The sequence below is a fragment of the Gallaecimonas kandeliae genome (assembly GCF_030450055.1).
Taxonomy (GTDB): domain Bacteria; phylum Pseudomonadota; class Gammaproteobacteria; order Enterobacterales; family Gallaecimonadaceae; genus Gallaecimonas; species Gallaecimonas kandeliae.
In genome coordinates this window covers 833,615-858,648 of the sequence record NZ_CP118480.1, presented here as the reverse complement: position 1 = coordinate 858,648, position 25,034 = coordinate 833,615, and the positions used below count along the sequence as shown (strand labels likewise).

Here is a 25,034-nt window from a genome sequence, read left to right as displayed (position 1 = left end):
TTATAGCGGCGGGAAAAGGACGCTCTACTGAACAGGGGACGCTAGTCACCGGCATGACCAAATTTGGCCTTCGCGCCTGGGTACTGATACTGACACTGGCACCAACGTTGCTCATCGGCACCTTGTTGGGCGGGTATTTTACCCTGCAACGTTACCAAGAGGTACTGCAACACCTCAAAGATCAGGGGCTTGCCGTCATAGCGCCGCTGACGGTGGCGGCCGAGCCCGGCCTGGTGCTGGAAGACCGCGAGCAGCTCAAGCGCCTGGTCAGCGCCGTGCACAGGCGTAATACCGAAGCCATCCGCAACATCGCCGTCTACGACAAGCAGGGCACCCCCATGGTGTCCTCCACCTTCCACCGCGATTTCCCGCTGATGAAGCTGCCCCCGGGCGAGCCCATACCCCAGATCCCCACCTTCGCCTATGTCGAAGGGCGGCTGATGCTGCGGGCGCCGATCATGGCCGACACCAGCTTCTACGCCAGTTACCGCGACAAGATCGATCCCAAGGATCCGGTGCTGGGCTATGTGGCCATCCAGCTCAACCAGGATTCCACCATAGTGGCCCAGCACGAGGCCCTGTTCCGCACCTTGCTGATCGTCTTCATCGGCGTCATGGTGCACCTGCTCTTCACCTGGCGCCTGCTCAAGCACGTCACCGACCCCATCTCCAACATGGTGCACGCGGTGGACCGCATCCGCGAAGGCAAGCTGGACACCCGGGTCCAAGGCATCCTCATCGGCGAGCTCGACACCCTCAAGAGCGGCATCAACGCCATGGCCAAGTCCCTGGACGAATACCATGCCGACATGCAGCACAACATCGACCAGGCCACCTACGACCTGCGCATGACCTTGGAGCAGGTGGAGATCCAGAACATCGAACTGGACAAGGCCCGCAAGCGCGCCCAGGAGGCCAGCCAGGTCAAATCCGAATTCCTGGCCAACATGAGCCACGAGCTGCGCACCCCGCTCAACGGCGTGCTGGGCTTTGCCCGCCAGCTGATGAAGACCCAGCTCACCCCCAGCCAGACCGACTACCTGCAGACCATAGAGCGCTCGGCCCAGCACCTGCTGGCGATCATCAACGACGTGCTGGACTTCTCCAAGCTCGAGGCCGGCAAGCTCAAGCTGGACAACACCCCCTACAGCTTCCACGACGCCCTCTACGAGGTAGTGGACATGATGGGGGCCAACGCCCGCGACAAGGGCCTGGAGCTGTGCCTGCACCTGCCCCCCGACACCCCCGACTCCCTGATGGGCGACGCCTTGCGCCTTAAGCAGGTGCTCACCAATCTGGTGGGTAACGCCGTCAAGTTCACCCAGGCCGGCGGCGTCGACATCATCGTCAGCCACGACTGCCAGGAAGACGAGGGCTGCGAGATCCGCGTCACCGTCACCGACACCGGGGTCGGCATCGATCCCAAGCAGCAGCAGTACCTCTTCAGCGCCTTCGCCCAGGCCGACGCCTCCATCACCCGCCGCTTCGGCGGCACCGGCCTCGGCCTCATCATCTCCAAGACCTTGGTCAACCAGATGAAGGGCCAGATGGACATGGAGAGCCAGGTGGGCAAGGGCTCCACCTTCTGGTTCAGCCTGCCGGTGAAAAAGGCCGCCATGGTCTTCCACGACCCCTTGCCCATGGCCCCCCTGGAAGGCAAGACGGTGGCGCTGGTGGGCGGCAGCCGCCGCACCCGCCGCATGCTGACCTTGCTGATGGAAAGCTGGCCCTTCAGCCTCCAGACCACCGAGGATCCGGCCCTGATGCCCGAGGCCGACTTCGTGCTGCTGGACCAGCTTGAGCAGCAGGATCTGACCGCCCTGCTGGCCCGCCTCGACAAGCCCGCAGAGGCCAGGATCATCGGCCTGTCCAACCACGCCGATCCCCAGGTGCGGGAACGGATGCTGGCCCAGGGCCTGGACATCTGCCTGGTCAAGCCCTTGACGGCGCCGCGCCTCTACCGGGCCCTGGTGGGAGAGCAGCCCAGCCAGCAGTTGCCGGCGCTGCGCCATCCCAGCGCCCTGCCCCCCCTGCCGCCGGGGCGCATCCTGGTGGTGGACGACAACAGCCCCAACCTCAAGCTGATGAGCGCCCTGCTGGAAGACAGCCCCTGCGAGGTCCATTGCGCCAACAGCGGCCTCCAGGCCCTGGAAGCGGTGGAGAAGTGGCCCTTCGACGCCATCTTCATGGATATCCAGATGCCGGGCATGGACGGGGTCACGGCCATGGGCCATATCCGCGAGCGCCTCGGCCAGGGCTGCCCGCCCATCATCGCCGTCACCGCCCACGCCATGGCCGGGGAGCGGGAGAAGCTGCTGGAAAAGGGCATGGACGACTACCTCACCAAGCCCATCGACGAGCGCACCCTGCACGCCACCCTGCTGCGCTGGCTGAAAAAGCCGGTGGTGCTGGACTGGGACCAGGCCCTGCGCCAGGCCGGCGGCCGCGAGGCCCTGGCCAAGGACATGGTCAAGATGCTCATCGACAGCCTGCCCCAGACCCGGGAGGGCCTGGAAAAGGCCCTGGCCGAGGCCGACTTTGATGCCCTCTACCAGGCGGTGCACAAGTTCAACGGCGCCCTGGCCTATACCGGTACGCCCCGCCTCAAGAACCTCGCCCACGAGATAGAGACCCAACTCAAGAAAGGCGCCGCCACCTCGGACGTCGAGCCCGAGGTGTTTGAGCTGATCGACGAGATGGATAAGTTGGATGAAGAGGTTGGGCGGCAAGGGCTGGTGGGGTGAGGCTCGAAGTGAAAGCACGGCTTTCGCGCAGCCGAACGCGAGCACACAGGACGTGCGAGCCGGAATGCGCCGCCAGGATGGCTTCACTCTGCGGACCCATTTAGCTCTTTTGCTGCCGCAGGCTTTGGCTTTCTTCTTAACCTTGGGTGGTTAACCGCTAATTCCTTTATACGCAGGGGGGCGCCCCTGCACGCGCCCTACTTTTGAGGTCAAAAGTAGGCAAAACCCTTGCCCACGTTTCGCTTTTTCTTCGCCTCTGGTCGTTCCCAGTGCACCGGTTCATACGCGTATCCCGACGCGTACTCACCTGCCTCGACATCCCTGTCTCGGCTGCCCCTCCACTCCCGCCAGCTCAGCGCTGCACTTAACGGGCGGAAGAGCAGCATCACTCAGCACTATTGGTAACCCAATCCCACCAGCTTCGTTGTTGCTAGCTGCTGGGAATAGAGCGTCAGGGGATTCTATGGAGATCAACCCCAAGAAAATTAACCTTTACTTATCATCGCCTTATGCCTCAAATTAGTACTCAGGAGATGGCTAAACAAACTGAGACAAGGGATGTTTACCGTAGGGCAGATCTACAAACGCAAGGAAGAAATACACGGTCGTTTTGGTGGCCAAACACAAGGCGGGATAAGCACACCCAAGGCCCACCCTTGCGTATTCCTCTTTACCAGCGACTCAGGCGCCAGCTATGGCTACAGCGATAGGTTCAATGAGGAAGATGGCACCTTCTGGTATACAGGAGAAGGCCAATCAGGAGATATGCAGCTGGTTAAAGGCAACTTGGCTATTCAAAATCACCAAGAAAACGGCAAGACACTGCATCTCTTTGAATACGTCAGGCGAGGCCACGTCTGCTATCAAGGGCAAGCGATCTGCGTTGGTTCACACAAAGAGCAACGCCCAGATAAAGACAACGAACTGAGAGAAGTCATCATCTTTCACCTCGCTTTACAGTCGAGCTCAGATACCTCAGTTCATGAGCCCAGCGGCACACTGGATAGCTTCTATAAACCAACCTCTAAGACATCATTAAAAGATCTTCGACACCTCGCACTGGCGTTGTTGATCAAATCAGAGCCTGGAAAGCCTGCTCCTAAAGGGCTTGCTGCCCTTAACTGACCTGGCGAACAGGCATGCCGAGGCCCAGCATTTTGTTCATCACCTTCACCCCAGCCAAAGCCTCTGCCACTTGGCCGTTGTAGTCGCGCAGACTCAGCTTCGGGCTGATGAGCTGCTTGTATCGCGACATAGCCGTTTCCGCTTTTGAGCGTTGGTGATAGCCGCTTTCCCTTTTCCACTCGGCCAGTTGCCCGGCTTTCAGCGCCGCCACTGCCTCGTTCCTTGGGTGACCTTGCTCCCAGTACCCCGCTGTCTTGCGAGGCGGGATGCTGGCTTTGGCGCCTTTTCTTTGCAGTAGCCGGTGGCAGGCTCTGCTGTCGTAAGCCCCGTCGGCGCTGACTTGGTCGATACGGCGGCGCAGAGGATTGAGCAGGCCGGGCAGTACCTCGCTATCACCGACGTTTTCCAGGCTGACTTCGGCGGCGATAGCCTCATGGGTCTGCGCATCGACGGCCAGGTGTAGCTTGCGCCAGACACGGCGCTTCTCCTTGCCGTACTTGCGTTGCTTCCACTCGCCTTCGCCATAGACCTTGAGCCCGGTGGCGTCGATAACCAGGTGGGCAACTGGGCCCTTGCTGGGCAGGCGGTAGCGGATGTTGACCGTCTTGGCGCGCTTGCTGATGCAGCTGTAACTGGGCGAGGTCAACGGCAGTTCCATCAACTGGAATAGCGAGTTGATAAAGCCTTCCAAGGCACGCAGCGGCAGGTCGAACAGGCCCTTGAGCATCAGCGCTGTCTCGATGGCGGTGTCGCTGTATTCGAAACCACGACCCCGACCGCCGTGATGCTGTTGGCAATGCCAATGGCGGGTAGCCGCTTCATCCATCCAGAAGGTTAATGAGCCTCGGTTAACCAAGGCGCGGTTGTAGTCTGCCCAATTGGTGATAGTGCGTTTAGCCTGACCCATCTGCTGTTCCCCATCGATACGTCGGGGATCGGATCACAGTCAGGCGGATTGGTTCACCGGATTTGGGAAACAACGCCCCTCGCACTGCAATCCAGCACCACAAGTAACAAAGCGGCAGTGCTTCGTAACACTAGTCTTAGGGCTACAGCCATTCGACTCTACGCCCTTAAAAGAGCCAATGGTCGTTGTGAGGGATGTGAAAAGCCCGCTCCTTTCGATGGGAAGTTTGGACCCTTTCTCGAGGTTCATCACTTGCACCGATTAGGTGATGGCGGACCGGACCATCCAGGAAATGTCATTGCTCTTTGTCCGAACTGTCATAGGGAAGTGCATTTCGGAAAGAAAGGACAAAAGTACAACCTAGCTCTAACTGAAAGAATCATGCGACTGGAAAACGAACAATTCTATTACACACAGGAAAGACCAGCTTTCATTCTAGGGCCGGTTGATGAAGACCCGAGAGCGCCAGAGGCTTAGAAAAAGAGACGCAGCTTTTAGGAGGAATAAATCAATAATGCTTGTATATGAATATTATCCCTACGTGGCTCCGGTTATCTTTCTGAGTTCGTTACTTGTCCTGCTGATCGGGCAATACAGGACAACTGACACAGAACGGTTCAAGAAGATCTCACTCTCCCTGTTTGTCTTTATCATGTTGAGCAACTTGGGGGAGATCACAGAGATCACCAACCCTTATGTCTACCACTGGTTTGATTGCCTAGGTGGTGTCCTCATCATCCTGACCGCCTGGTCTCTGGCGGTGATGACCGCAAGGTACATAGATTCAAAATACGTCAGAGCACTCTACGTCCCCTGCATCCTCATCACCTTCATTTACGTCTTTAACGTCCTGCATCACAACTTAGGTCTGAACCTCATTTCAGCTTGGATACGCTAGAGGCAGATATAGGGCGCCCCTAAAGATGGAAGGGTTTATTTAAAAAGGAGCAAAAAAAATCATCTACCTACAAGAGAAGGAAAAAGCAAAAGCCATTCAGGGCATCAACAACTCCATCCTCAATTTAGGAAGACCATTTTTTCAACTTGAGATAGAGGTATATCCAAGAGACATTGCCAGCATTGCATAGAACAAGGCCATTTCCTTCTTATGAGGAAATGACAATTCGACACACAACCACATTATTAATCTGGAAATCTTTGTTCTTTCATCAAGGAAGTAAGCCGAGGTAAAAATGATGCTAACAATGAAAAGTATGTATTCCCCATGAAAGTCGGCTGATTTCCTAATTGGGATAGTGCCACTATCCTTAATTAAAAAGGTCATGCAGGCTGTAACAATGAAGAAGAGTAAAAAATTAATCAGCTTCCTTTTACCCATTTAATTCGCCTCCACTGCGTAAAAATTGATCTACTGACGACTCCAAATACTCTGAAGTCATTGACCTAATGGCCTTCAAACAGGTCGAGGTCAACTATTCATAGGTTAAAGCTACTGTAACCATCATCCGCTTCCACAACAAGGAACCCAGACCTGCTGGTGAGACCCCGGAGCCCGTTAAGTGGAGCGCTGAGGCGACGGGGTGAGCGCGTTAAGAAATCAGTCCAGTGGACTGATTTTAGCTGGCGAGCGAGAGCGGCTTGCCGCGAACTGATTGGGTGAGCGGGCGCGAGGCAGGGAGGCCGAGCGAGCGGAAGAAGGGCAGGATGCCCGCGACCAGAGGCGAAGGAGAAGCGACAAAATCGCAGGACGCGATTTTGAACATCGATGCCTGTGACGATGGCCCGTAGGGCGAGGACCAGGGAGGGGCCGAGTAAACGTGGGCGGTGCCTTTGCCTACTTTGTGCGACAAAATGGTCTGGAACCATTTTGAACATCGGAGCTTGCGACGATGGCCCGTTGGGCGAGGACCAGGGAAGGTCCGAGTAAAACAAAGTAGGCCGCCCGCCGGTGCGGGAACCGGCATTTAAAGGAATGAATGGTTAACCACCCAAGGTTAAGATGAAGACCTAACCTACGGCGGCGAAGCCAAGGAACCGTTATGTTGGATTGGACAATAACAATGGCAACTCTGGTACTGGGGATCCTGGCCTTCCTGGGATTAAGGGACAACGGCCTACCCAAGGCCTACCAGGATAGGAACTGCCAAGGTGCCCAGTGGCGGCAGGCTTTCCCGCAGGCGTCTAAGGACGCCATCCGCCGCTTCCTCGGCTTGTTCACGGATGCCTTCGCCATCGGCGCCGGGCAGGGGCTGAAACTCAGCCCGGAGGACCCACTGCTCGCCATCTACCGCGCCCGCTACCCGTCCCGGATGACGCCAGATGTCATGGAGTTCGAGACCCTGGCAGCGGATCTCGCCAGGCACCATGGCCTGCAACTCTCTGCTCTTTGGCATGAAGGCCTGACCCTGGGAGAGCTGTTCCAGGCAACGAGACCCAAGGGTGTTGGCAAGCGTTAAATTCAACCGCCCCCTCAAATCGCCGGATAGCGCGTCGCGAAATACCCTTTCAAGAAGGCCACCAGCGCCGCCAACTTGCGCGACTGGGTGGCCCCAGGCGGGTAGACGGCGTAGATCTGGATAACGGGCAGGCGGTAGTCCGGCAGCAGCTCCACCAACTCGCCCCTGGCCAACTGCTCCCTGACCACATAACCGGGCAGGCGGCCCAGGCCTTCGCCGGCCAGGACGAAGGCGGTGCGGGCCGCGGCGTTGTCGGTTTCCACCATGCCGCTCATCTTGATACGCCACTGGCGGCCCCCCTTCTCCAGGAGCAGCTGGGGCGACGTCCGCTTGTAGAGCACCCACTGGTGCCCTTCGAGATCGTCGGGGGTGCGGGGCTGGCCGTGGCGGGCAAGATAGGCAGGGGAGGCGCAGATGATGGGGCGCAGCTCCGTGAGGGGGGTGGCGATGAGGCTGGAGTCCGGCAGCTGCCCCTGGGTGCCGCGAATGGCCAGGTCCAGGCCCTGCTCCACCAGATCCAGCACCTCGTCGGTCAGCGAAAAGGTGATGCCGATCTTCGGGTAGCGGCGGCGGAACTCGCTGAGGGCCGGCACTATGAAGTCGCTGCCGAGGTGGGTGGGGGCCGAGAGGCGAAGCTGCCCCTGGGGCTCGTCGCGCAGCTGCTCCAGCCGCCACTGGGCCAGATCCGCCTCCTCGGCGATGCGCTGGCAGCTCTCGAAGAACTGCGTCCCCACCTCGGTGAGGCTCAGGGAACGGGTGGTCCTGTTCAGCAGCCGCACCGCCAGCTGCGCCTCCAGGCGCTTGACGTGGTAGCTGACCACGGCCCTGGACAGGCCCAGCTGCCTGGCCGCCTCGGCAAAGCTGCCCGCCTTGACCACGGCCGAGAAGACCATCATGTTCTTCAGCTGTTCGAAGGAAAGGGTCATGGCTTTGTCAAAGTTATTGGTTCAGTGAGTTGGAATAGTACCTTATTGTCAAATCCACTCAAGGTCCCTAGAGTGGGGCCTCCCAGATCAACAAGGACCAAGGGATGACCCAGACCGGCACTGCCCCCCTGCCCACATTGCGCCTCGGCCATATCGAACTGCTGGCCACCGACATCGACGCCATGGAGGCCTTCTACCGCCTGGTGCTTGGGCTGGTGGTCACCGACAGGGGCAACGGCATGGTGTTCCTGAGCCGGCACCCCGACGAGCACCACCAGATAGTGCTGAGCCCGGGGGCCGGGACCAGGGGCGCCGACAGCCCCCTCGACCATATCGCCTTCAGGGTCGACTCCCTGGCCCAGCTCCGCCAGTACCACGGCGGCCTGGTGGCCGCCGGCCAGGCCTTCAGCGCCGTCTCCCACGGCAACAGCTGGTCCCTCTACTTCCTGGACCCCGAAGGCAACCGCCTGGAGATCTACTGCCCCACCCCCTGGCATGTCAGCCAGCCCTGCCGCTTCCCCATCGACCTCAGCCTGGACGACACTCAGCTGCTGGCCTACTGCCGGGCCAAGGTGCAGGACCTGCCCGGCTTCACCGAGCTGGCGCGCTGGGCCGGGCCGCACCAGGCACTGCTGGAAAGCTGAATGGCGCGCTGAACTTTAACAATGGACCTCAATCCCCTATGGCGTCCGCATCACCAGAAAACATTACCACTTGATTAGTAAGTTACTTCTTAAATTTATTTGTCCTACAGCATTTCTAAGCAGCTATGCTAGCCTGACCTTGAAAGATGATTGAGAGATAAGGAGATCCTCATGCCGAGCCTGCCTAAAATAGCCGACTTACCCTATCACCTGCCGACTGACGCCAAAGGACAACTGCGTGAGTTGGCTAAAATTATCAGCATTCCCCAACCAGTGATTGAAAGTAGTGGCCCAGAAGCCATTGATGCTATCTGCGCCACCATACTGTATCGCCATCTCGGCCAAGCACAACGTCAAGAAGCCATGGCATTGATCCGAGCACTTCCCAATAGGCAATTGACAGGTATCCTTATCACCAGGGCCTTGGATACCACTTTCGTCAACCCACAATGGGGAATGTGGTCTTTGACCAATAAAGAGCTACTTGAAGAAGAGGCCTTTCACAGCACCATTGATGACTATGCGTCCTATCTAGGTATCAGCGTGTCGGCACTTGGCGCAAAAGATTTCCTTCAAACTTTATGGAAACAGCGAAAGGTTACAAGGGGAGGCATAGCGACACTGGTCATTTGGGTTGCTATTGCGGCTAACAAGAGCCACCTCAATGAGATCAGAGAAGAGAAAGACCGACGTTCGCAACTTAAAGGCTCTTCCTTTTACTAATGACACGAGCAAGAATTATCAACCTTATTGTCTACCTTGGCATTTTTTCCGCCGTCATATGGCGGTGGGAAACTGCCAGTCCTAGGTTGCAGGAGAACATATTCTTCGTGCTAATACCTGTCGTCTTCAGTCAAGGCCTATATCTTCGACATCGCTATGCCAAGCTAAAGGAGGGTAAGAACCATGAAAATGGCTAATGCTGTCATGATAGCGCTAGTCTCTCTGGTCTATATCCCTTGGGCTGAAGCCAATGAGTTAGCCTGTACTGTCAATAGCCTATCCTTTGATGATGCCTATGTAAGCCACAGTCGTATCGATAACGTGGACAAGTTCAACTACAGCTTTACCTACAAGGGAGGGTATTGGACAGCAGTGGTATATATTTTCAATCACTTACCAAGTAAAAGCCCACTACTTCACGGTATCCATGTTAACGAAGATATTCATCAACTGGCCAAAAAGCTCTATACCAATACAAAAAGGGCTTTATTGCAGGAAAAGGTAACAAGTCATGTCGACGCCCCAAACTACTTAAAATACAAGGATGGGGAAGTCGTTTTCTTTACTACGGGCTCTTCCTTTGGCAAGGATGGGTACAGCCTAATGGGGAAAAAAGATAAGCAAGGGCTGACTATCTACCGCACTTACTACATTCCAGAGAAGCCAGGAAAAATCACAGTGAACGGTCAAGATTTCAAGGCCGTCACTCAGGCATTAGTCGAAAGTTGTAGTCCATGAGTAGGAAGTTTTTAGGCACGGCACTTTATGTAGGCATTTATCTCGTGGCAGTGTTGCTTTGGTTTGGGATGGGCTCTCACTTTAGGAGCGAAATTTTCTATCTCGTTTTCATCATTTCATTTTCCTACAACGCCTATCTAGGCCACCAATGCGCTAAGCTAGAGGATCCCGACTGAATCCGTATTTTCACTTCAGATATCACTCCTTGATAAAGACCTCGTCGTAGGCCTGGCGGACCACCTGCTGCTCGTCCGGGGTCAACCAGGTTTCCAGCATGCGCCGGTAGGCCTCGCTGCCGCGGTCGGCCAGGATGATGGCGTCGATACGCGCGATCATCTGCTGCCCCCAGGCCGTCTTGGGGCAGGCCACATGCACCACCTGGATGGGCGGGGCTTCGCTGGCCGCCAGGCTGAGGGTGCTGCCTTCCTTGCCCAGCAGTCGCTCGAAATAGGCCGCCACATGGGGGTACTCGATGATGTAGTCGAGGCGGCCGGCTTCGAGCATGCGGAACAGGGACAGGCCCAGATCGCCGCCGCTCTGGGCGTAGAGATTGGCCTTGGGATGGTCGCGGAGCACGGCGTCCAGCTCCTTGCCGTAGGAGCGCTGGCTGATGATGCCGCCCTTGAGCTGGGGGTTGTCCAGCAAGGTCGCCAGGGACAAGGGACCGGCCAAGCCCAGGGCCGCCGCCCTGTCCTTTAGCATCACCACATGGTTGGACAGCACCAGGCCGTCGGGCAGGGAGAAATAGGCGAAACGCTCACGGGCCGGGGTCTGGACAGAGCCCACGTAGCAGAAGTGCTCGCCGCTCTTGAGGTAATCCCAGAAGCGCCTGGTGTTGGCCACCACCACTTGGTGCTGGTAGCCGGGCAGCCGCTGCTGGAAGTGCTGCATCACCTTGTCGAAGGTGCCCTGCCCTTTTTCGGGCCCCGCCACTATGTGCATGGGCGGCCAGTCGAAGACGCCCCATTTCACGGTTTCCTCGGCCGAGGCCTTGGGCCCGGCGCTCAGCAGGAACAGCAACAGGACGGCAACAGCCTTCATCACCAGTACACCTCGGTAAAGCACTTCAGACCCTAGCTATAACCTCCCCTGGGCAGGAAAGGAACCTTAGTTGGGCACTCCAGCGGCTTGGGTGTTGCATCCATGATCCAGATCCCATCCCAGGCCCGGCGACGCCTTGGCTGCTGGCGACGGCCTGGCCAGCGGTATCAAGCCGATCCGGCGCCACTGGCTGAACCTCAGCCAAGACAGCGGGAAAAAAATCCCTCGATAAGGCCATCCTGAAGGTAAAAAAATCCCGAAACTTTGTTAGCATCTGCGCTCTAACACTGGGCCCCAAACCGCGGGCAACAAGAACTATGACAGCAGCGGCTTGTCCGCCTTAGGAGTACGGATGGAACTGTGGGTTGCCTTTCAGGCATTTATCCTGGGTCTGGTGGAAGGGGTGACGGAGTTCCTGCCCATCTCCAGCACAGGGCACCAGATCATCGTCGCCGACCTCATCGACTTCACCGGCGACAGGGCCATGGCCTTCAACATCATCATCCAGCTTGGCGCCATACTGGCGGTGATCTGGGAATACAGAGTGACTGTGCTGAGCGTCATCACGGGCCTGCCGACCCGCAAGCCGGCCCAGCGCTTTACCGCCAACCTGCTGGTGGCCTTCTTCCCGGCCGTGATCCTGGGCCTGGCCTTCGCCGACGACATCCACAAGTACCTGTTCAACCCCATTACCGTCGCCACCGCCCTGGTGATCGGCGGCTTCGTGATGCTCTGGGCCGAGAAGCGCGACCATAAGATCAGCGCCCACAGCGTCGACGACATGACCTGGCAGCAGGCCCTCAAGGTCGGCCTGGCCCAGTGCCTGGCGCTGATCCCCGGCACCTCCCGCTCCGGCTCCACCATCATCGGCGGCCTGCTGTTCGGCATGTCCCGCAAGGCAGCGACCGAGTTCTCCTTCTTCCTGGCCATGCCCACCATGACCGGCGCCGCCGTCTACTCGGCCTACAAGTACCGCCACCTCTTCCAGATGAGCGACCTGCCGGTCTTCGCCCTGGGTTTCCTGTTCTCCTTCATCTTCGCCATGATAGCGGTGAAGGCGCTGCTGAAATTCATCGGCAACCACAGCTACGCCGTCTTCGCCTGGTACCGCATCGGCTTCGGCGCCCTGATCCTGCTCAGCTGGCAGCTGAACTGGGTGGACTGGAGCACGGCCCAGCCTTAAACAATCCCACTAAAAAAGGGGCCGCAAGGCCCCTTTTTTAGTGGCTGGATGAAATCACAGGATCTTACTCCAGCCCGATGTTGATGAAGCAAAAGACCCCTTCCCCCTTGGAGCCGCCGAGCCGCAGAGAGTGGGAGCAGGCTCGAGGCAGGGATGCCGAGAGAGCTGAGTACGTGGTTGGACCCGCGTACGAAGCGGTCTGCGGCAAACGAACGGAGGTGAGGGTACCGCGAAGCGGCGGCGGAACCGGGGGTGCACTCTTTGGCCTTGGTGGCCCCGTCCTTTCTCTTGCACAGAGAGAAAGTAACCCGCCTGCCGGGGCGGGACCCGGCATTTAAAGGCAATGGTCATGGTTGCATGGCTGGCTGGAAAACCCAGATCGTAACCGCAGTGACACCAGTCAGGATTCGAGGATAACCGTCGCCATGGCGTAGTCCCGTTCGTCGGACAGCGCCAGGTGGCAGTGCGTCACGCCCATGGCCTTGGCCAGCTCCAGGGCCCGGCCGGACAGGGCCAGGGAGGGCTTGCCGGCGCCGTTGTTGCTTATCTCGAAGTCCTGGAAGGTGACGCCGTCGGCTATGCCGGTGCCCAGCGCCTTGGCCGCCGCTTCCTTGGCGGCCCAGCGCTTGGCGAGGAAGGACAGGGGCTTGCCCCTGTGCTCAAACTGGGCCAGCTCCGCCGGGGTCAGCACCCGCTTGGCAAAGCCGGCGGCGGCCTTGCCGAAGCGCTCTATGCGGACCAGGTCGTTGCCGAGGCCGAGGATCACCTGGCGGCCACCATCAGCGCCTTCATGTCGCGCACCGCCTTGTCCAGGCCGTCGAACAGGGCCCGGGCGATGAGGGCGTGGCCGATGTTGAGCTCGTGGATCTGCGGCATGGCGGCGATGGGCTGGACGTTGTGGTAGTGCAGGCCGTGGCCGGCGTTGACGATGATGCCGGCATTAAAGGCCAGCTCGACGCCGGCGCGGATCCGCTCCAGCTCCTTGAGCTGGGCCCGGCCGTGGCTCTCGGCGTAGTGGCCGGTGTGGATCTCGATATAAGGGGCCTGGCACTGAGCGGCCGCCTCTATCTGGCGCGGGTCGGCGTCGATGAACAGCGACACCGCTATGCCGAGGTTGGCCATGCGCTCACAGGCGGCCTTGATGCGGGGCAGCTGGCCGGCCACGTCCAGGCCGCCTTCGGTGGTCAGCTCCTCGCGCTTCTCGGGCACCAGGCAGACGAAGGCGGGGCGTACCTTTTCGGCGATGCCCAGCATCTCCTCGGTGACGGCCATCTCCAGGTTCATGCGGGTCTGGATGGTGTCTTTCAAGAGGAAGACGTCGCGGTCCCGGATGTGGCGGCGGTCTTCGCGCAGGTGCACCGTGATGCCGTCGGCGCCGGCCCGCTCGGCCACGAAGGCCGCTTCCACAGGGTCGGGGTACTGGCTGCCGCGGGCGTTACGCACTGTCGCTATGTGGTCGATGTTGACGCCGAGATAGATGGGGTTCATTGGACTCCTCCTGCGAGTCGGAAAAGCTCCCTGCTCTTCAATGGCTTGTCCCCCAACAAGGGGGCCAGCAGGGCGCGGCAGAATTGTTTGGCGGTGCGGCGTACGGCCTCCTCCTGCCAGTGGTCCTGGGCCATGGCCAGCAGCTGCTGGCCGGCATAGGGACCCTTGAGGTCGGCCACCAGCCCCAGCTCCGGCTGCAACTGGTAGCGGCCTTCGGGGGTCAGGGGCCTGCCTTCGCTGTCACGCCACAAGTCTATGCCATAGCCGAGGCGATGGCAGAGGCTGAGTTCGAAACGGCGCAGCACCGGCTCCACCTCCCCTGTGGCCAGGGCCAGCAAGGTCTGTTGGTAGAGGGCGAAGAGGCCGTCGGTGTCCGCGCCTCTCGGCACCAGCCGCACCAGCAGCTCGTTGATGTAGAAGCCGGCGTAGAGGGCGTTGCCGGCCAGCCCATGGGGGCGCTTGACCTCGATGGCGCGGGCGTTCTTGAGATCCCCCTGGCCTGCCAGGCTCAGTTCCAGCAGCACAAAGGGCTGCATGGCAGCCCTCTTATGACTCTTCTTGGCGGCCATGCCCCGCACCACGGCCCCGGCCCTGCTGTCGTCGTCCAGCAGCAGTTCGGCAAGGGCCGCATCGTCCAGGTAGGGACGGCGGTGCAGCACATAGGCCAGGGCCATCAATCGTCCCCGTAACCCAGGGAACGCAGGGCCCGTTCGTCGTCGGCCCAGCCGGACTTGACCTTGACCCACAGCTCCAGGTGCACCGGGTAGTTGAAGAGGCGCTGCATGTCCTGGCGGGCGTCGGTGCCGATACGCTTGAGCTTCTCGCCCTTGTGGCCTATGACCATCTTCTTCTGGCCTTCCCGCTCGACCAGGATGAGGCCGTTGATGTGGAAGCGGCCCTCTTCTTCCTTGAACTGCTCGATTTCCACCGTCACCGAATAAGGCACCTCGTCACCGAGGTTGCGCATCAGCTTCTCGCGGATGATCTCGGCGGCCATGAAGCGGCTGGATCTGTCGGTGATGTGGTCGTCGGGGAAGATGTGCTCGCATTCGGGGATGCGCTTTTCCACCTCGCTGCGCAGGGCCTCCACCTGGGTGCCCTTCTCGGCGCTGATCGGCACTATGGCGGCGAAGTCATGCTGCTTGGACAGCCATTCCAGGTGCGGGAAGAGGCTGTTCTTGTCCTTGACGTTGTCGACCTTGTTGACGGCCAGGATCACCGGCTTCTTCTCGGCCTTGAGCTTGTCCAGCACCATCTGGTCGTCGTCGGTCCAATGGCTGCCTTCGACCACGAAGATCACCGCTTCCACGTCCCCCAGGGAGCTGGCGGCGGCGCGGTTCATCAGGCGGTTGATGGCGCGCTTCTCGTCCTTGTGCAGGCCGGGGGTGTCCACGTAGATCACCTGCAGCTGGTCCTGGGTGTCGATGCCGAGGATGCGGTGGCGGGTGGTCTGGGCCTTCTTGGAGGTGATGGACACCTTCTGGCCCAGCAGTTTGTTCAGCAACGTGGACTTGCCGACGTTAGGGCGGCCCACTATGGCCACGAAACCGCAGCGTTGTTCAGTCATTGAGATGCTCCAGAGCTTGCTCGGCGGCGGCCTGCTCTGCCTTGCGGCGGCTGGAGCCTACGCCCATAAAGGGGTTTTCCAGGCCTTCCACCAGGCAGGAAACGGTGAAGGTCTGCTGGTGGGCTTCCCCTTCCACTTTTTCCACCTGGTAGTGCGGCAGGGGTTGGCGCTTGCCCTGCAGGTGTTCCTGCAGGCGGGTCTTGGGATCCTTCTGGGCCACGCCGGGCTGGATGGCGCCCAGGCGCTTCTCATACCACTTGAGGATGAGGTCGCGGATGCTGGCCAAGTCCGAGTCCAGGTAGATGGCGCCGATCAGCGCCTCGACGCCGTCGGCGAGGATGGATTCGCGGCGAAAGCCCCCGGATTTCAATTCACCCGGGCCCAGGCGCAGGAAGTCGCCGAGGCCAAATTCCGCGCCCAGCTCCGCCAGCGTCTTGCCCTTGACCAGGGTGGCGCGCATCCGCGACATGTCCCCTTCGTTGGCCTTGGGGAAGCGGTGGTAGAGGGCGTCGGCAATGACGAAGCTCAAAATGGAGTCGCCCAGGTATTCCAGCCGCTCGTTGTGCTGGGAGCCGGCACTGCGGTGGGTCAGGGCCTGGCGCACCTGCTTTTCGTCATTGAAGCTGTAGCCGAGGCGGCGATACAGGGTCTCAAGGGAATAGGTCATCTGTCTTCCAATAAAGAGGGCGGTCAATCCGCCCTGCTCGAATACTTATTTTATGGGACCCAGGCGTCCAAATCTAACCCCGGTTGGTACCCAACTGGGTAACCAGCTGTCAGGGCCGCGGTCCATCTTGAAACTCATCCAGATGAAAACGGCCCTGCCCTCCAGGCTCTGTTCGGGCACGAAGCCCCAGTAGCGCGAGTCGCTGCTGTTGTCGCGGTTGTCGCCCATGGCGAAATAATGCCCCGCCGGCACTATCCATTCGTCCGCCTGCCCGCCGGGGTGGGGATAGTAACTCCCCACCTGGTCGAGGAAGACGGGGCTGCGCAGTATGTCGTGCTTGACACCGCCCAGCACCTCGCTGCGCCTCTCCAAAGGTACCTGGCCCATGGAATAGGGGCTCTTGCCTTCACTGACGCTGGCCACCTCTTCCAGGCCAGGGCAGGGGCTTTGCCCTTGCTTGCAGGCCGGCTGGATGTAGAGGTGCTTGTTGCGGTAGACAATCTTGTCCCCCGGCAAACCCACCACCCTCTTGATCATGTCGATCTCGGGGTGCTGGGGGTGCTTGAACACGAACACCTGGCCCCGCTTGGGTTCCCCCGTGGCCAGGAACTTCTTGCGAAAGAGCGGCTCCTTGAGGCCGTAGGCGAACTTCTCCACCAGGATGAAGTCCCCCTTCAGCAGGGTCGGCATCATGGAGCCGGACGGGATCTGGAAGGGCTCGAAGATAAAGGAGCGCAGTACCAGCACCGCCGCTATCACCGGGAAGGCGCCGCGGCAGCTTTCCACCCAGCCAGGCCCCGCCAGCAGCTTGTCGCGGCTGTCCTGGTCCAGGCCGCCGGCCGCGCCGGCCTCGGCCAGGGCCTCCTTGCGCCGGGGTGCCAGCTTCCACCTGTCCAGGGCCCAGACCAGGCCCGTGGCCAAGGTGATCATCACCAGCACTATGGAAAAATACTGCGCCACCTATCCTCCTTGATCCCGTGATGCGAAGGGAGCGCCAGGCGCTCCCTCAATGTTCCATCGTTGTTGTCAGTGGATGGGCCCCAGGCGGCCGAAGCGCACCCCGGTCGGCACCCAGTTGGGCAGCCAGCTGTCGGGGCTGCGATCCATGTCGAAGCTCATCCAGATGAATACCGCCTTGCCCACCAGGTTGGCCTCGGGCACGAAGCCCCAGAAGCGAGAGTCCCGGCTGTTGTCGCGGTTGTCGCCCATGGCGAAGTAATGGCCGGCTGGCACTATCCATTCGTCAGGGCGGGTGCCCGGTTGGTTGTAGTAGTCGCCAACCCTGTCCGGGAAAACGGGGGCCAGCAGTATGTCGTGCTTGACGTCGCCCAGGGTCTCGGTGCGCCTGTCCTGGGGGAAGTTGCCCAGGCTGAACTCGCCCCGGCCCTTGTCGACGCTGCCCACCTCGGTCAGGCCCGGGCAGGGGCTTTGCCCTTCCTGACAGGCCGGCTGGATATAGAGGTGCTTGTTGCGGTAGATGATGCGGTCGCCAGGCAGGCCCACCACCCGCTTGATGTAGTCGACGCTGGGATCTTCGGGGTACTTGAAGACGAAGATGTCGCCGCGCTTGGGCTCACCTGTCTTCAGGAACTTCTTGGCGAAGACCGGATCCTTGAGGCCGTAGGCGAATTTCTCCACCAAGATGAAGTCCCCTACCAGCAGGGTCGGCATCATGGAGCCGGACGGGATCTGGAAGGGCTCGAAAATAAAGGAGCGCAGTACCAGCACCGCCGCTATCACCGGGAAGGCGCCGCGGCAGCTCTCCACCCAGCCGGGTTCGGCCAGCAGCTTGTTGCGGCTGGCCTGGTCCAGGTCACCGCCGGCACTGGCCTCGGCACGGGCCAGGGCGGCCCGGCGCCTGGGGGCCAGCAGCCACCTGTCCAGGGCCCAAACCAGGCCGGTACCCAGGGTGATCAGTACCAGGAGGATGGAGAAATACTGCGCCATGAATAGTCCTTATTTTCCTACTTTCAAGATGGCGAGGAAGGCTTCCTGGGGCACTTCCACGTTCCCCAGCTGCTTCATCCGCTTCTTACCTTCCTTCTGTTTCTGAAGGAGTTTCTTCTTACGGCTGACGTCACCACCGTAGCACTTGGCCGTTACGTCCTTACGCAGCGCCTTGACGGTGCTGCGGGCTATGACGTGGTTGCCGATGGCGGCCTGGATGGCGATATCGAACATCTGGCGGGGGATCAGCTCTTTCATCTTCTCCACCAGTTCGCGGCCCCGGTACTGGGCGTTGTCCTTGTGGGTGATGATGGCCAGGGCGTCGACCCGGTCGCCGTTGATCATCACGTCCAGGCGCACCATGTCGGCGGTCTGGAAGCGTTTGAAGTTGTAGTCCAGGGAGGCGTAGCCGCGGCTGGTGGATTTGAGGCGGTCAAAGAAATCCAGCACCACTTCGGCCATGGGCAGCTCATAGGTCAGGGCCACCTGCTTGCCGTGGTAGACCATGTTGGTCTGCATGCCACGCTTCTCGATACAGAGGGTGATGACGTTGCCGAGATAGTCGGCGGGCACCAGTATGTGGGCCTCGACTATGGGCTCGCCTATCTCTTCGATGTTCTGGATCGGCGGCAGGGCCGAGGGGTTGTCCACCAGTATGGTTTCGCCGTCGGTCTTCTTGACCTCGTAGACCACGGTCGGGGCCGTGGTGATGAGGTCCAGATCGTACTCCCGCTCCAGGCGCTCCTGGATGATCTCCATGTGCAGCATGCCGAGGAAGCCGAGGCGGAAGCCGAAGCCCAGCGCCGTTGAGGTCTCGGGCTCGTAGAAGAGGGAGGCGTCGTTCAAGGACAGCTTGCCGAGGGCGTCACGGAAGGACTCGTAGTCGTCGGAGCTGATCGGGAAGAGGCCGGCATAGACCTGGGGCTTGACCTTCTTGAAGCCCGGCAGGGGCTTGTCGGCGCCGTGCTTGGCCAACGTCAGGGTGTCGCCCACGGGGGCGCCGTGGATGTCCTTGATGCCGCACACTACCCAACCCACCTCGCCGCATTGCAGGCCGGCGGTGTCCTTCTGCTTGGGGGTGAAGATGCCGAGGCGGTCCACGTCCCAGTTCTGGCCTGTGCTCATCACCTTGATCTTGTCGCCCTTCTTGAGGGAACCGTTCTTGATGCGCACCAGGGAGACGACACCGAGGTAGGAGTCGAACCAGGAGTCGATGATCAGGGCCTGCAAGGGGGCGTCAGGGTCGCCGACCGGAGCCGGTATGGCCTGGACTATGCGCTCCAGCACTTCATCGACGCCGATGCCGGTCTTGGCGGAGCAGCGCACAGCGTCTATGGCCTCGATGCCGACGATGTCTTCGATCTCTTCGGCGACGCGCTCGGGCTCGGCCTGGGGCAGGTCAATCTTGTTGAGGACAGGCACCACTTCCAGGTTCATGTCCAGGGCCGTGTAGCAGTTGGCCAGGGTCTGGGCTTCCACCCCTTGGCCGGCGTCCACCACCAGCAGGGCACCCTCACAGGCGGCCAGGGAGCGGGACACCTCGTAGGAGAAATCCACGTGTCCGGGAGTGTCGATGAAGTTGAGCTGGTAGGTCTCGCCGTCCTGGGCTTTGTAATTGAGGGTGACGCTCTGGGCCTTGATGGTGATGCCGCGCTCGCGCTCCAAGTCCATGGAGTCCAGCACCTGCTGTTGCATTTCGCGGTCGGTCAGGCCACCACACACCTGGATCAGGCGGTCGGACAGGGTAGATTTGCCGTGGTCGATGTGGGCAATGATGGAGAAGTTACGAATATGCTTCATGAGGCTTGGGATGATCCAATTGACTGCTGGGTCGCAAATGCGGGGATTTTACGCTAAAGCGCAAGGCAAATCATCCGCCGGAAACAGCGACGCTCAAACGCTCCTTTTCACGGCTCAGCACCTTGATGAGCTTCGGCTCTTCCACCAGTGAGGTGGCCAGGTGGCCGGCCCACTTGAAACCGCCATAGCCGCCGGCAACCAGGGCCGGCAAGACCCAGAGTTCGGAGAGCTGCCAGGCGTCCACCAGGCTGGAAGCCAGCAGGGCGGCGCCGATAAGGCAGAGCAGCGGCAAGAGGTAGAGCACCAGGGTGCCCCGCACCAGGCTCTGCTCGGAAATGCCGACCCGCACGAAATCGCCCTTGGCCACAGGTTCGAAGCAGCTCAGCTCCAGTCTTTCCAGGCGGTTGCTCAGCGCCTTGGACAGCTGGCCTGAGCCGCAGTCGTCCTGGTTGTGGCAGCCGTCACAGCTGGACTGGCGGCGGAACTGCACCTGGATGCGCTCCTTGGCCACCGCCACCACTTCCACGTCCCGCTCTATCATGGCCGCACCAGGGTGACCTGGCTGGCCACCCGCTCCAGGGCTTCGGTGGGCACAGTGCCTACCGCCATCACTTCGACGCCGCCGTGGTTGATGCCCACCAGGTTGTAGAAACCGCTCTGGCGCATGGTCAGCTCCTGGGAAGGGGCGCTGGGATTGATGTAGACGGCGATCTCGGCGAGGCCGTCGGAATAAAGCCAGTAGTCCACCCCTTCCCCCAACTGGGCCAGGCGGTGGTAGTTGGCCACCACGGGGTGGAAGCCGGGGGGCAGCCAGGTGACCTTGCCGAGGGTCAGGGGCCTGGCCTGGGGGTTGAGGCTGGGGGCCGGGAACTGCACGGCGGCGACCCGCTGCAGGTGATCGGACGGCGCCTTGAGCTCGTCGAGATCCACCACCATCAGCTGTTCCACCACGGCGGCGTCCTGGGCGACCCTGTCCACCCGCAGCGGCAGGTGGCTGTCCTTGTCTATCCAGATCCAGTAGCCGTGACGGTAGTTGTCCTTGGGCACTATGCGCAGCAGCTGGGCAGGGTGGCCGGCGATGCGGGAAATACCGGCCAGCACCAGGTCGTAGTGCTGGGCAAGATCAGCCGGCGGCGACAAGAGGGCGTCGGGAATGGGGCCGCGGATGCTGTCGGCCTTGTAGGAAAAGGGGCTGTGCTCCATGTCCAGCAGGGTGACCACGCCGCCCTTGCGCACCACTTCACGGGGCGGGCCGTTGAGGAACACCAGGTGTTCCACTTCCTGGCCGTCGATGACGCCGTGTTCGTAGCGGAAGGGTTGGACCCGGCCTTCCTGGACCTTGACCAGGGACAAGACGTAGTTGCCTTGGGTCAGGGCCTTGGACAGGTCACTGAGCCAGTCCATGGCCTGTTGGCTGTCGGCGCTGGCCTCCTGGGCGGGAGGCTGGGCGCCGGGGTCTTGCGGGCTGGCGGCTGGGCTGGCAGGGGTGGCTGTCAGTGCCGCCAGCACCAACCAGGTCGACATCATTGCGGATTGGCCTCGCTGGCTTGCTGTTGGGCCTCTTCTTCGTCCTGCAGCCTCAGCTGCTGGGCGTGATCCTGCAGGTAGGCGTTGACCCTGCGCTGCTGCTCGGCCTGTACCAGACGGCCCTGCTGCTGGCCGCCGCGGGGAGCCGCTTCCAGGCTGACAGGGGCGGCGGTGCCGAGGGCCGGCAGGGTGGACAGCACTGGGCTGGCCGGCTGGGGCAGGTCGTCCTTGCCACTGAACTGCTGGACGCCGACGACGGCGACCAGGGCCACGGAGGCGGCCACCGCCAGCTGCGCCACTGGGCGCCAGAAGCCCTGCAGGCCTCGGGGCTTGGCCTTCTCGACTGCCTTGGGTGCCAGCAGGGCCGGCTCCTCGTCCAGGGCGGCAGCCACCTTGGCAGTGATGTCGAAGGACAACTGGCCGGGCAGCTCGCCGCGCAGGGCGTCACCGATCAGGTGATAGCGGTGCCAGCGCGCCTGCGCCTCGGGATCCGTCTTGAGTTCTTCCAACAGGTGGTCGTCCAGCCCATGCTGGTTGTCGACCAATGCCGAGAAGAGTTCGTCACGATGCTGTGCCATAGTCATTACCCTTAACGCCTAAGCAAAGGTTGCAGCCTTTTGTCGATAGCCTCACGAGCCCTGAAGATACGGGACCTTACCGTCCCCACCGGACATTCCATCACGGTGGCGATCTCCTCGTAGCTGAGCCCTTCCATCTCGCGCAGTGTAATGGCGGAACGCAAATCGTCCGGCAAGGACTCAATGGTTTCGAACACCACCCGCTTTATTTCCTCGGACAGCAACATCCTCTCGGGGCTGTCCACTTCCCGCAGCGCGTCGGCACCGTCGTAGAATTCCGCTTCGTCGGCATCCACGTCGTTGGCCGGCGGCCGGCGGCCCTGGGCCACCAAATAATTCTTGGCGCTGTTGACGGCGATGCGGTACAGCCAAGTGTAGAAGGCGCTCTCCCCACGGAAGTTGGGCAGCGCCCTGTAGGCCTTGATAAAGGCCTCCTGGACCACATCGGGGACGTCCCCGGCATTTTTCACGTAACGGCCCACCAAATTGGCCAGCCGGTGCTGATACTTGGCAACCAGCAGATTGAACGCCTGTTTGTCGCCACGCTGCACGCGTTCGACCAATGCCAGGTCGTTATCCACGGTCTGCTCAGTCATCCGAGCCTGTTCTCCCAACATGTTTTTCTCAAATCTGCGTTGTGACTCGGTACAAGCGCCACCTCTATGACGCAGCGATGCAAGGGAAGTTCAACGACTCTCCAAGTTTTTGACTCTGCCCGAGCTTGGAGGGATACTGCGCCGCACCTGACACTTGCCCTGCCCGCCATCATACTGTATGCACGCAGACACTGACCATCTCTGTGACGTCCTCGTCATCGGCAGCGGCGCTGCCGGCCTGACCCTGGCCCTGAAACTGGCCGACCATGCCCAAGTGATGGTGCTGGCCAAGGGTCCCCTCAAGGAAGGCTCCACCTACTATGCCCAGGGTGGCATAGCGGCCGTCTTCGACGAGACCGACACCATCGAATCCCATGTGGACGACACCCTGGTAGCCGGCGGCGGCATCTGCGACGTCGAAGCGGTGCGCTTTACCGCCAGCCACGCCAAGGAAGCCCTGGAGTGGCTGATCTCGCTGGGCGTGCCCTTCGACAAGGAAGAAGGGGAAGACGGCGAGCCCCGCTACCACCTGACCCGCGAAGGGGGCCACAGCCACCGCCGCATTCTCCACGCCGCCGACGCCACGGGCCGGGCCGTGCAGCTGACCTTGGTGGAGCAGGTGCGCCGCCACCCCAACATCCAGTTGCTGGAAGCCCATAACGCCGTGGACTTGCTGACCGGTCGCAAGTTCGGCCTGGACACCGAGCGCTGCTTCGGCGCCTATGTCTGGAACCGCAACCAGGCCAGGGTGGAAACGGTGCGAGCCAAGGCGGTGGTGCTGGCCACTGGCGGCGCTTCCAAGGTCTACCAGTACACCTCCAACCCGGACGTGGCCTCGGGCGACGGCATCGCCATGGCCTGGCGGGCCGGCTGCCGGGTCGCCAACATGGAATTCAACCAGTTCCACCCCACCTGTCTCTACCACCCCCAGGCCAGGAACTTCCTGGTCACCGAGGCCTTGCGCGGCGAAGGCGCCGTGCTGCGCCGCCCCGACGGCAGCCGCTTCATGGACCAGTACCACGAGATGGGGGAACTGGCGCCGCGGGACGTGGTGGCCCGCGCCATAGACCATGAGATGAAAAAACTGGGGGCCGACTGCGTCTATCTGGACATTTCCCACAAGGACGCCGATTTCGTCACCAAGCACTTCCCCACCATCCATGAGAAGCTGCTGGGCCTCGGCATCGACATCACCAAAGAGCCCATACCCGTGGTGCCGGCCGCCCACTACACCTGTGGCGGCGTGGTGACCGATCTCAACGGCCAGACCGACCTACCCGGCCTCTACGCCATAGGCGAGGTGGCCTACACAGGCTTGCACGGCGCCAACCGCATGGCGTCCAATTCCCTGCTGGAATGCCTGGTATTCGGCAACGCCGCCGCCGACAAGATCCGAGGCGAGCTGGCCAGCCTCGGCGACCTGCCAAGGGCCCCGGCCTGGGACGAATCCAAGGTCACAGACTCGGACGAGGAAGTGGTGATAGCCCACAACTGGCATGAGCTCAGGCTCTTCATGTGGGACTACGTGGGGATAGTGCGCACCAACAAGCGCCTGGAGCGGGCCCTGCACCGCATCGAGCTGCTCAAGCAGGAAATCCAGGATTACTACGCCAATTTCCGGGTGTCCAACAACCTGCTGGAACTGCGCAACCTGGTGCTGGTGTCCGAGCTTATCGTGCGCTGCGCCATGGAAAGGAAGGAGTCCCGTGGCCTGCACTACAACCTGGACTACCCGGACCAACTGCCCCAGTCCGGCCCCACAGTGCTGAACCCGGACAAGCCCTGAAGCCCCAGCGCCAGGGCCGGCGCTACCTCAGGCAACGTTTGAGGCGGCGCCAGTCCGCCTCGGCAAACTCCGCCCGGTAGAGCCAGTACCAGCGCCCGCCCGCCTTGAGCATCACCAGCAGCGGGCTTTTCATCACCCTCTGCGCTGTCAGGACCTGGCCGTCCAGGCGCAGGCAGCCCGCCTCGTCGACCCAGATAAGTCTGGGGAGCGGCGGTAACCTGACCCACCAGAGGGGAATGAGCAGCAACAGCGCCCGCCAGCCCAGCCAGGGGATGGCGGGCAAGAAAAGCAGCAGCGGCGCCCTCTCCAACCAGGGGCGCCAGCGCCAGGGATGGGGCTGAAGGTTATGACTGGATGCGGGCGTGGACACGGTCGACGATGAACTTGACCATGGCGGCCAGCTCGGGATCCGGGCAGATCTGGTGGCCCATGACCCAGGCGAAGAGATCCGGGTCGTCCTGGGTCAGCAGGCGCTCGAAGGTGGCCTTGTCCTGATCGTTGAGATCGTCATAGGCCTCGTCCACGAAGGGCTCGAACAGCACGTCCAGCTCCAGCATGCCGCGGCGGCAGGCCCATTTGAGACGCGCCTTGTGAATGCGATCTGTCATCAGGCAAATACTCCGGGGAATT

The 25,034-nt window shown here is 61.0% G+C and carries 27 protein-coding genes; 10 read left to right on the top strand and 17 right to left on the bottom strand.

Going from position 1 to position 25,034, the window contains the following annotated elements:
- The first annotated feature begins 53 nt into the window (after nucleotides 1-53).
- Together barA and PVT67_RS04070 are read left to right on the top strand one after the other, a co-directional pair.
- Nucleotides 54-2,744 (top strand): two-component sensor histidine kinase BarA, encoded by a 2,691-nt coding sequence (gene barA / locus PVT67_RS04075; protein WP_301498099.1) that lies wholly within the window; start codon nucleotides 54-56, stop codon nucleotides 2,742-2,744.
- Nucleotides 2,745-3,302: 558 nt separating this feature from the next.
- Complete coding sequence (locus tag PVT67_RS04070) at nucleotides 3,303-3,869, top strand: SRA domain-containing endonuclease (RefSeq protein ID WP_301498097.1); 567 nt, start codon at nucleotides 3,303-3,305, stop codon at nucleotides 3,867-3,869.
- Here PVT67_RS04070 and PVT67_RS04065 read toward each other — a convergent pair.
- On the bottom strand, nucleotides 3,862-4,776 hold the full coding sequence (locus PVT67_RS04065; protein ID WP_301494219.1) for an IS5 family transposase: 915 nt from the start codon (nucleotides 4,774-4,776) through the stop codon (nucleotides 3,862-3,864). The genes PVT67_RS04070 and PVT67_RS04065 overlap by 8 nt on opposite strands.
- 117 nt (nucleotides 4,777-4,893) lie before the next feature.
- Between PVT67_RS04065 and PVT67_RS04060 the strand changes: the two genes are divergently transcribed.
- The 3 genes from PVT67_RS04060 to PVT67_RS04050 all read left to right on the top strand — a co-directional run bounded on the left by PVT67_RS04060 (nucleotide 4,894) and on the right by PVT67_RS04050 (nucleotide 7,193).
- The gene (locus PVT67_RS04060; protein ID WP_301498095.1) at nucleotides 4,894-5,253 is read left to right on the top strand and encodes an HNH endonuclease; all 360 of its coding nucleotides are present in this window, start codon (nucleotides 4,894-4,896) and stop codon (nucleotides 5,251-5,253) included.
- A complete protein-coding gene (locus PVT67_RS04055; protein WP_301498093.1) occupies nucleotides 5,225-5,674 on the top strand; it encodes a hypothetical protein in 450 nt (149 codons plus the stop codon). The genes PVT67_RS04060 and PVT67_RS04055 overlap by 29 nt, the downstream gene beginning before the upstream one ends.
- A gap of 1,102 nt (nucleotides 5,675-6,776) precedes the next feature.
- Nucleotides 6,777-7,193, top strand: coding sequence for a hypothetical protein (locus PVT67_RS04050; RefSeq protein ID WP_301498091.1), 417 nt, complete (start codon nucleotides 6,777-6,779; stop codon nucleotides 7,191-7,193).
- A 14-nt stretch (nucleotides 7,194-7,207) separates the two neighbouring features.
- Here PVT67_RS04050 and PVT67_RS04045 read toward each other — a convergent pair whose 3' ends face one another.
- Nucleotides 7,208-8,119, bottom strand: coding sequence for a LysR family transcriptional regulator (locus PVT67_RS04045; RefSeq protein WP_301498089.1), 912 nt, complete (start codon nucleotides 8,117-8,119; stop codon nucleotides 7,208-7,210).
- Nucleotides 8,120-8,223: 104 nt separating this feature from the next.
- On the opposite strand from PVT67_RS04045, the gene PVT67_RS04040 reads away from it, so the two are divergent.
- The 3 genes from PVT67_RS04040 to PVT67_RS04030 all read left to right on the top strand — a co-directional run bounded on the left by PVT67_RS04040 (nucleotide 8,224) and on the right by PVT67_RS04030 (nucleotide 10,224).
- Nucleotides 8,224-8,763: a VOC family protein gene (locus PVT67_RS04040; protein ID WP_301498087.1), complete on the top strand. Its 540-nt coding sequence runs from the start codon at nucleotides 8,224-8,226 to the stop codon at nucleotides 8,761-8,763.
- A 171-nt stretch (nucleotides 8,764-8,934) separates the two neighbouring features.
- Complete coding sequence (locus PVT67_RS04035) at nucleotides 8,935-9,486, top strand: hypothetical protein (RefSeq protein ID WP_301498085.1); 552 nt, start codon at nucleotides 8,935-8,937, stop codon at nucleotides 9,484-9,486.
- Nucleotides 9,487-9,669: 183 nt separating this feature from the next.
- Complete coding sequence (locus PVT67_RS04030; protein ID WP_301498083.1) at nucleotides 9,670-10,224, top strand: hypothetical protein; 555 nt, start codon at nucleotides 9,670-9,672, stop codon at nucleotides 10,222-10,224.
- A 198-nt stretch (nucleotides 10,225-10,422) separates the two neighbouring features.
- Here PVT67_RS04030 and PVT67_RS04025 read toward each other — a convergent pair whose 3' ends face one another.
- Complete coding sequence (locus tag PVT67_RS04025; RefSeq protein ID WP_301499638.1) at nucleotides 10,423-11,265, bottom strand: TIGR02285 family protein; 843 nt, start codon at nucleotides 11,263-11,265, stop codon at nucleotides 10,423-10,425.
- Nucleotides 11,266-11,617: 352 nt separating this feature from the next.
- Here PVT67_RS04025 and PVT67_RS04020 point away from each other — a divergent pair, with 352 nt between their 5' ends.
- Nucleotides 11,618-12,448, top strand: coding sequence for an undecaprenyl-diphosphate phosphatase (locus PVT67_RS04020; RefSeq protein WP_301498081.1), 831 nt, complete (start codon nucleotides 11,618-11,620; stop codon nucleotides 12,446-12,448).
- A gap of 400 nt (nucleotides 12,449-12,848) precedes the next feature.
- Here the strand turns inward: PVT67_RS04020 and acpS are convergent, their stop codons facing one another.
- The 12 genes from acpS to rpoE all read right to left on the bottom strand — a co-directional run bounded on the left by acpS (nucleotide 12,849) and on the right by rpoE (nucleotide 22,618).
- Entirely contained in the window at nucleotides 12,849-13,214 is a 366-nt protein-coding gene (acpS, locus tag PVT67_RS04015; protein ID WP_301498079.1) for a holo-ACP synthase, read from the bottom strand.
- Complete coding sequence (pdxJ, locus tag PVT67_RS04010; RefSeq protein ID WP_301498077.1) at nucleotides 13,211-13,936, bottom strand: pyridoxine 5'-phosphate synthase; 726 nt, start codon at nucleotides 13,934-13,936, stop codon at nucleotides 13,211-13,213. Before pdxJ ends, acpS begins: the two co-directional genes overlap by 4 nt.
- Nucleotides 13,933-14,610 carry a DNA repair protein RecO gene (gene recO, locus PVT67_RS04005; protein WP_301498075.1) on the bottom strand — a complete coding sequence of 226 codons (678 nt, stop codon included), beginning with the start codon at nucleotides 14,608-14,610 and terminating at the stop codon, nucleotides 13,933-13,935. The genes pdxJ and recO overlap by 4 nt, the downstream gene beginning before the upstream one ends.
- A complete protein-coding gene (gene era, locus PVT67_RS04000; protein WP_301498073.1) occupies nucleotides 14,610-15,503 on the bottom strand; it encodes a GTPase Era in 894 nt (297 codons plus the stop codon). The genes recO and era overlap by 1 nt, the downstream gene beginning before the upstream one ends.
- Nucleotides 15,496-16,170 carry a ribonuclease III gene (rnc, locus tag PVT67_RS03995; RefSeq protein ID WP_301498071.1) on the bottom strand — a complete coding sequence of 225 codons (675 nt, stop codon included), beginning with the start codon at nucleotides 16,168-16,170 and terminating at the stop codon, nucleotides 15,496-15,498. The genes era and rnc overlap by 8 nt, the downstream gene beginning before the upstream one ends.
- 45 nt (nucleotides 16,171-16,215) lie before the next feature.
- Complete coding sequence (gene lepB / locus PVT67_RS03990; protein WP_301498069.1) at nucleotides 16,216-17,130, bottom strand: signal peptidase I; 915 nt, start codon at nucleotides 17,128-17,130, stop codon at nucleotides 16,216-16,218.
- A 66-nt stretch (nucleotides 17,131-17,196) separates the two neighbouring features.
- Complete coding sequence (gene lepB / locus PVT67_RS03985) at nucleotides 17,197-18,117, bottom strand: signal peptidase I (RefSeq protein WP_301498067.1); 921 nt, start codon at nucleotides 18,115-18,117, stop codon at nucleotides 17,197-17,199.
- Nucleotides 18,118-18,126: 9 nt separating this feature from the next.
- Nucleotides 18,127-19,917: a translation elongation factor 4 gene (gene lepA, locus PVT67_RS03980; protein ID WP_301498065.1), complete on the bottom strand. Its 1,791-nt coding sequence runs from the start codon at nucleotides 19,915-19,917 to the stop codon at nucleotides 18,127-18,129.
- 70 nt (nucleotides 19,918-19,987) lie between these two features.
- Nucleotides 19,988-20,458, bottom strand: coding sequence for a SoxR reducing system RseC family protein (locus tag PVT67_RS03975; RefSeq protein ID WP_301498063.1), 471 nt, complete (start codon nucleotides 20,456-20,458; stop codon nucleotides 19,988-19,990).
- Nucleotides 20,455-21,444 carry a MucB/RseB C-terminal domain-containing protein gene (locus PVT67_RS03970; protein ID WP_301498061.1) on the bottom strand — a complete coding sequence of 330 codons (990 nt, stop codon included), beginning with the start codon at nucleotides 21,442-21,444 and terminating at the stop codon, nucleotides 20,455-20,457. Before PVT67_RS03970 ends, PVT67_RS03975 begins: the two co-directional genes overlap by 4 nt.
- Nucleotides 21,441-22,022, bottom strand: coding sequence for a sigma-E factor negative regulatory protein (locus PVT67_RS03965; RefSeq protein WP_301498059.1), 582 nt, complete (start codon nucleotides 22,020-22,022; stop codon nucleotides 21,441-21,443). The genes PVT67_RS03970 and PVT67_RS03965 overlap by 4 nt, the downstream gene beginning before the upstream one ends.
- A gap of 11 nt (nucleotides 22,023-22,033) precedes the next feature.
- Nucleotides 22,034-22,618, bottom strand: a complete 585-nt coding sequence (rpoE, locus tag PVT67_RS03960) for an RNA polymerase sigma factor RpoE (protein WP_301498057.1) — start codon at nucleotides 22,616-22,618, stop codon at nucleotides 22,034-22,036.
- A gap of 178 nt (nucleotides 22,619-22,796) precedes the next feature.
- On the opposite strand from rpoE, the gene nadB reads away from it, so the two are divergent.
- Complete coding sequence (gene nadB, locus PVT67_RS03955; RefSeq protein ID WP_301498055.1) at nucleotides 22,797-24,404, top strand: L-aspartate oxidase; 1,608 nt, start codon at nucleotides 22,797-22,799, stop codon at nucleotides 24,402-24,404.
- A gap of 22 nt (nucleotides 24,405-24,426) precedes the next feature.
- Here nadB and PVT67_RS03950 read toward each other — a convergent pair whose 3' ends face one another.
- Complete coding sequence (locus tag PVT67_RS03950; protein ID WP_301498053.1) at nucleotides 24,427-24,651, bottom strand: hypothetical protein; 225 nt, start codon at nucleotides 24,649-24,651, stop codon at nucleotides 24,427-24,429.
- A 97-nt stretch (nucleotides 24,652-24,748) separates the two neighbouring features.
- Nucleotides 24,749-25,012: an FAD assembly factor SdhE gene (locus tag PVT67_RS03945; RefSeq protein WP_301498051.1), complete on the bottom strand. Its 264-nt coding sequence runs from the start codon at nucleotides 25,010-25,012 to the stop codon at nucleotides 24,749-24,751.
- Nucleotides 25,013-25,034 lie beyond the last annotated feature (22 nt).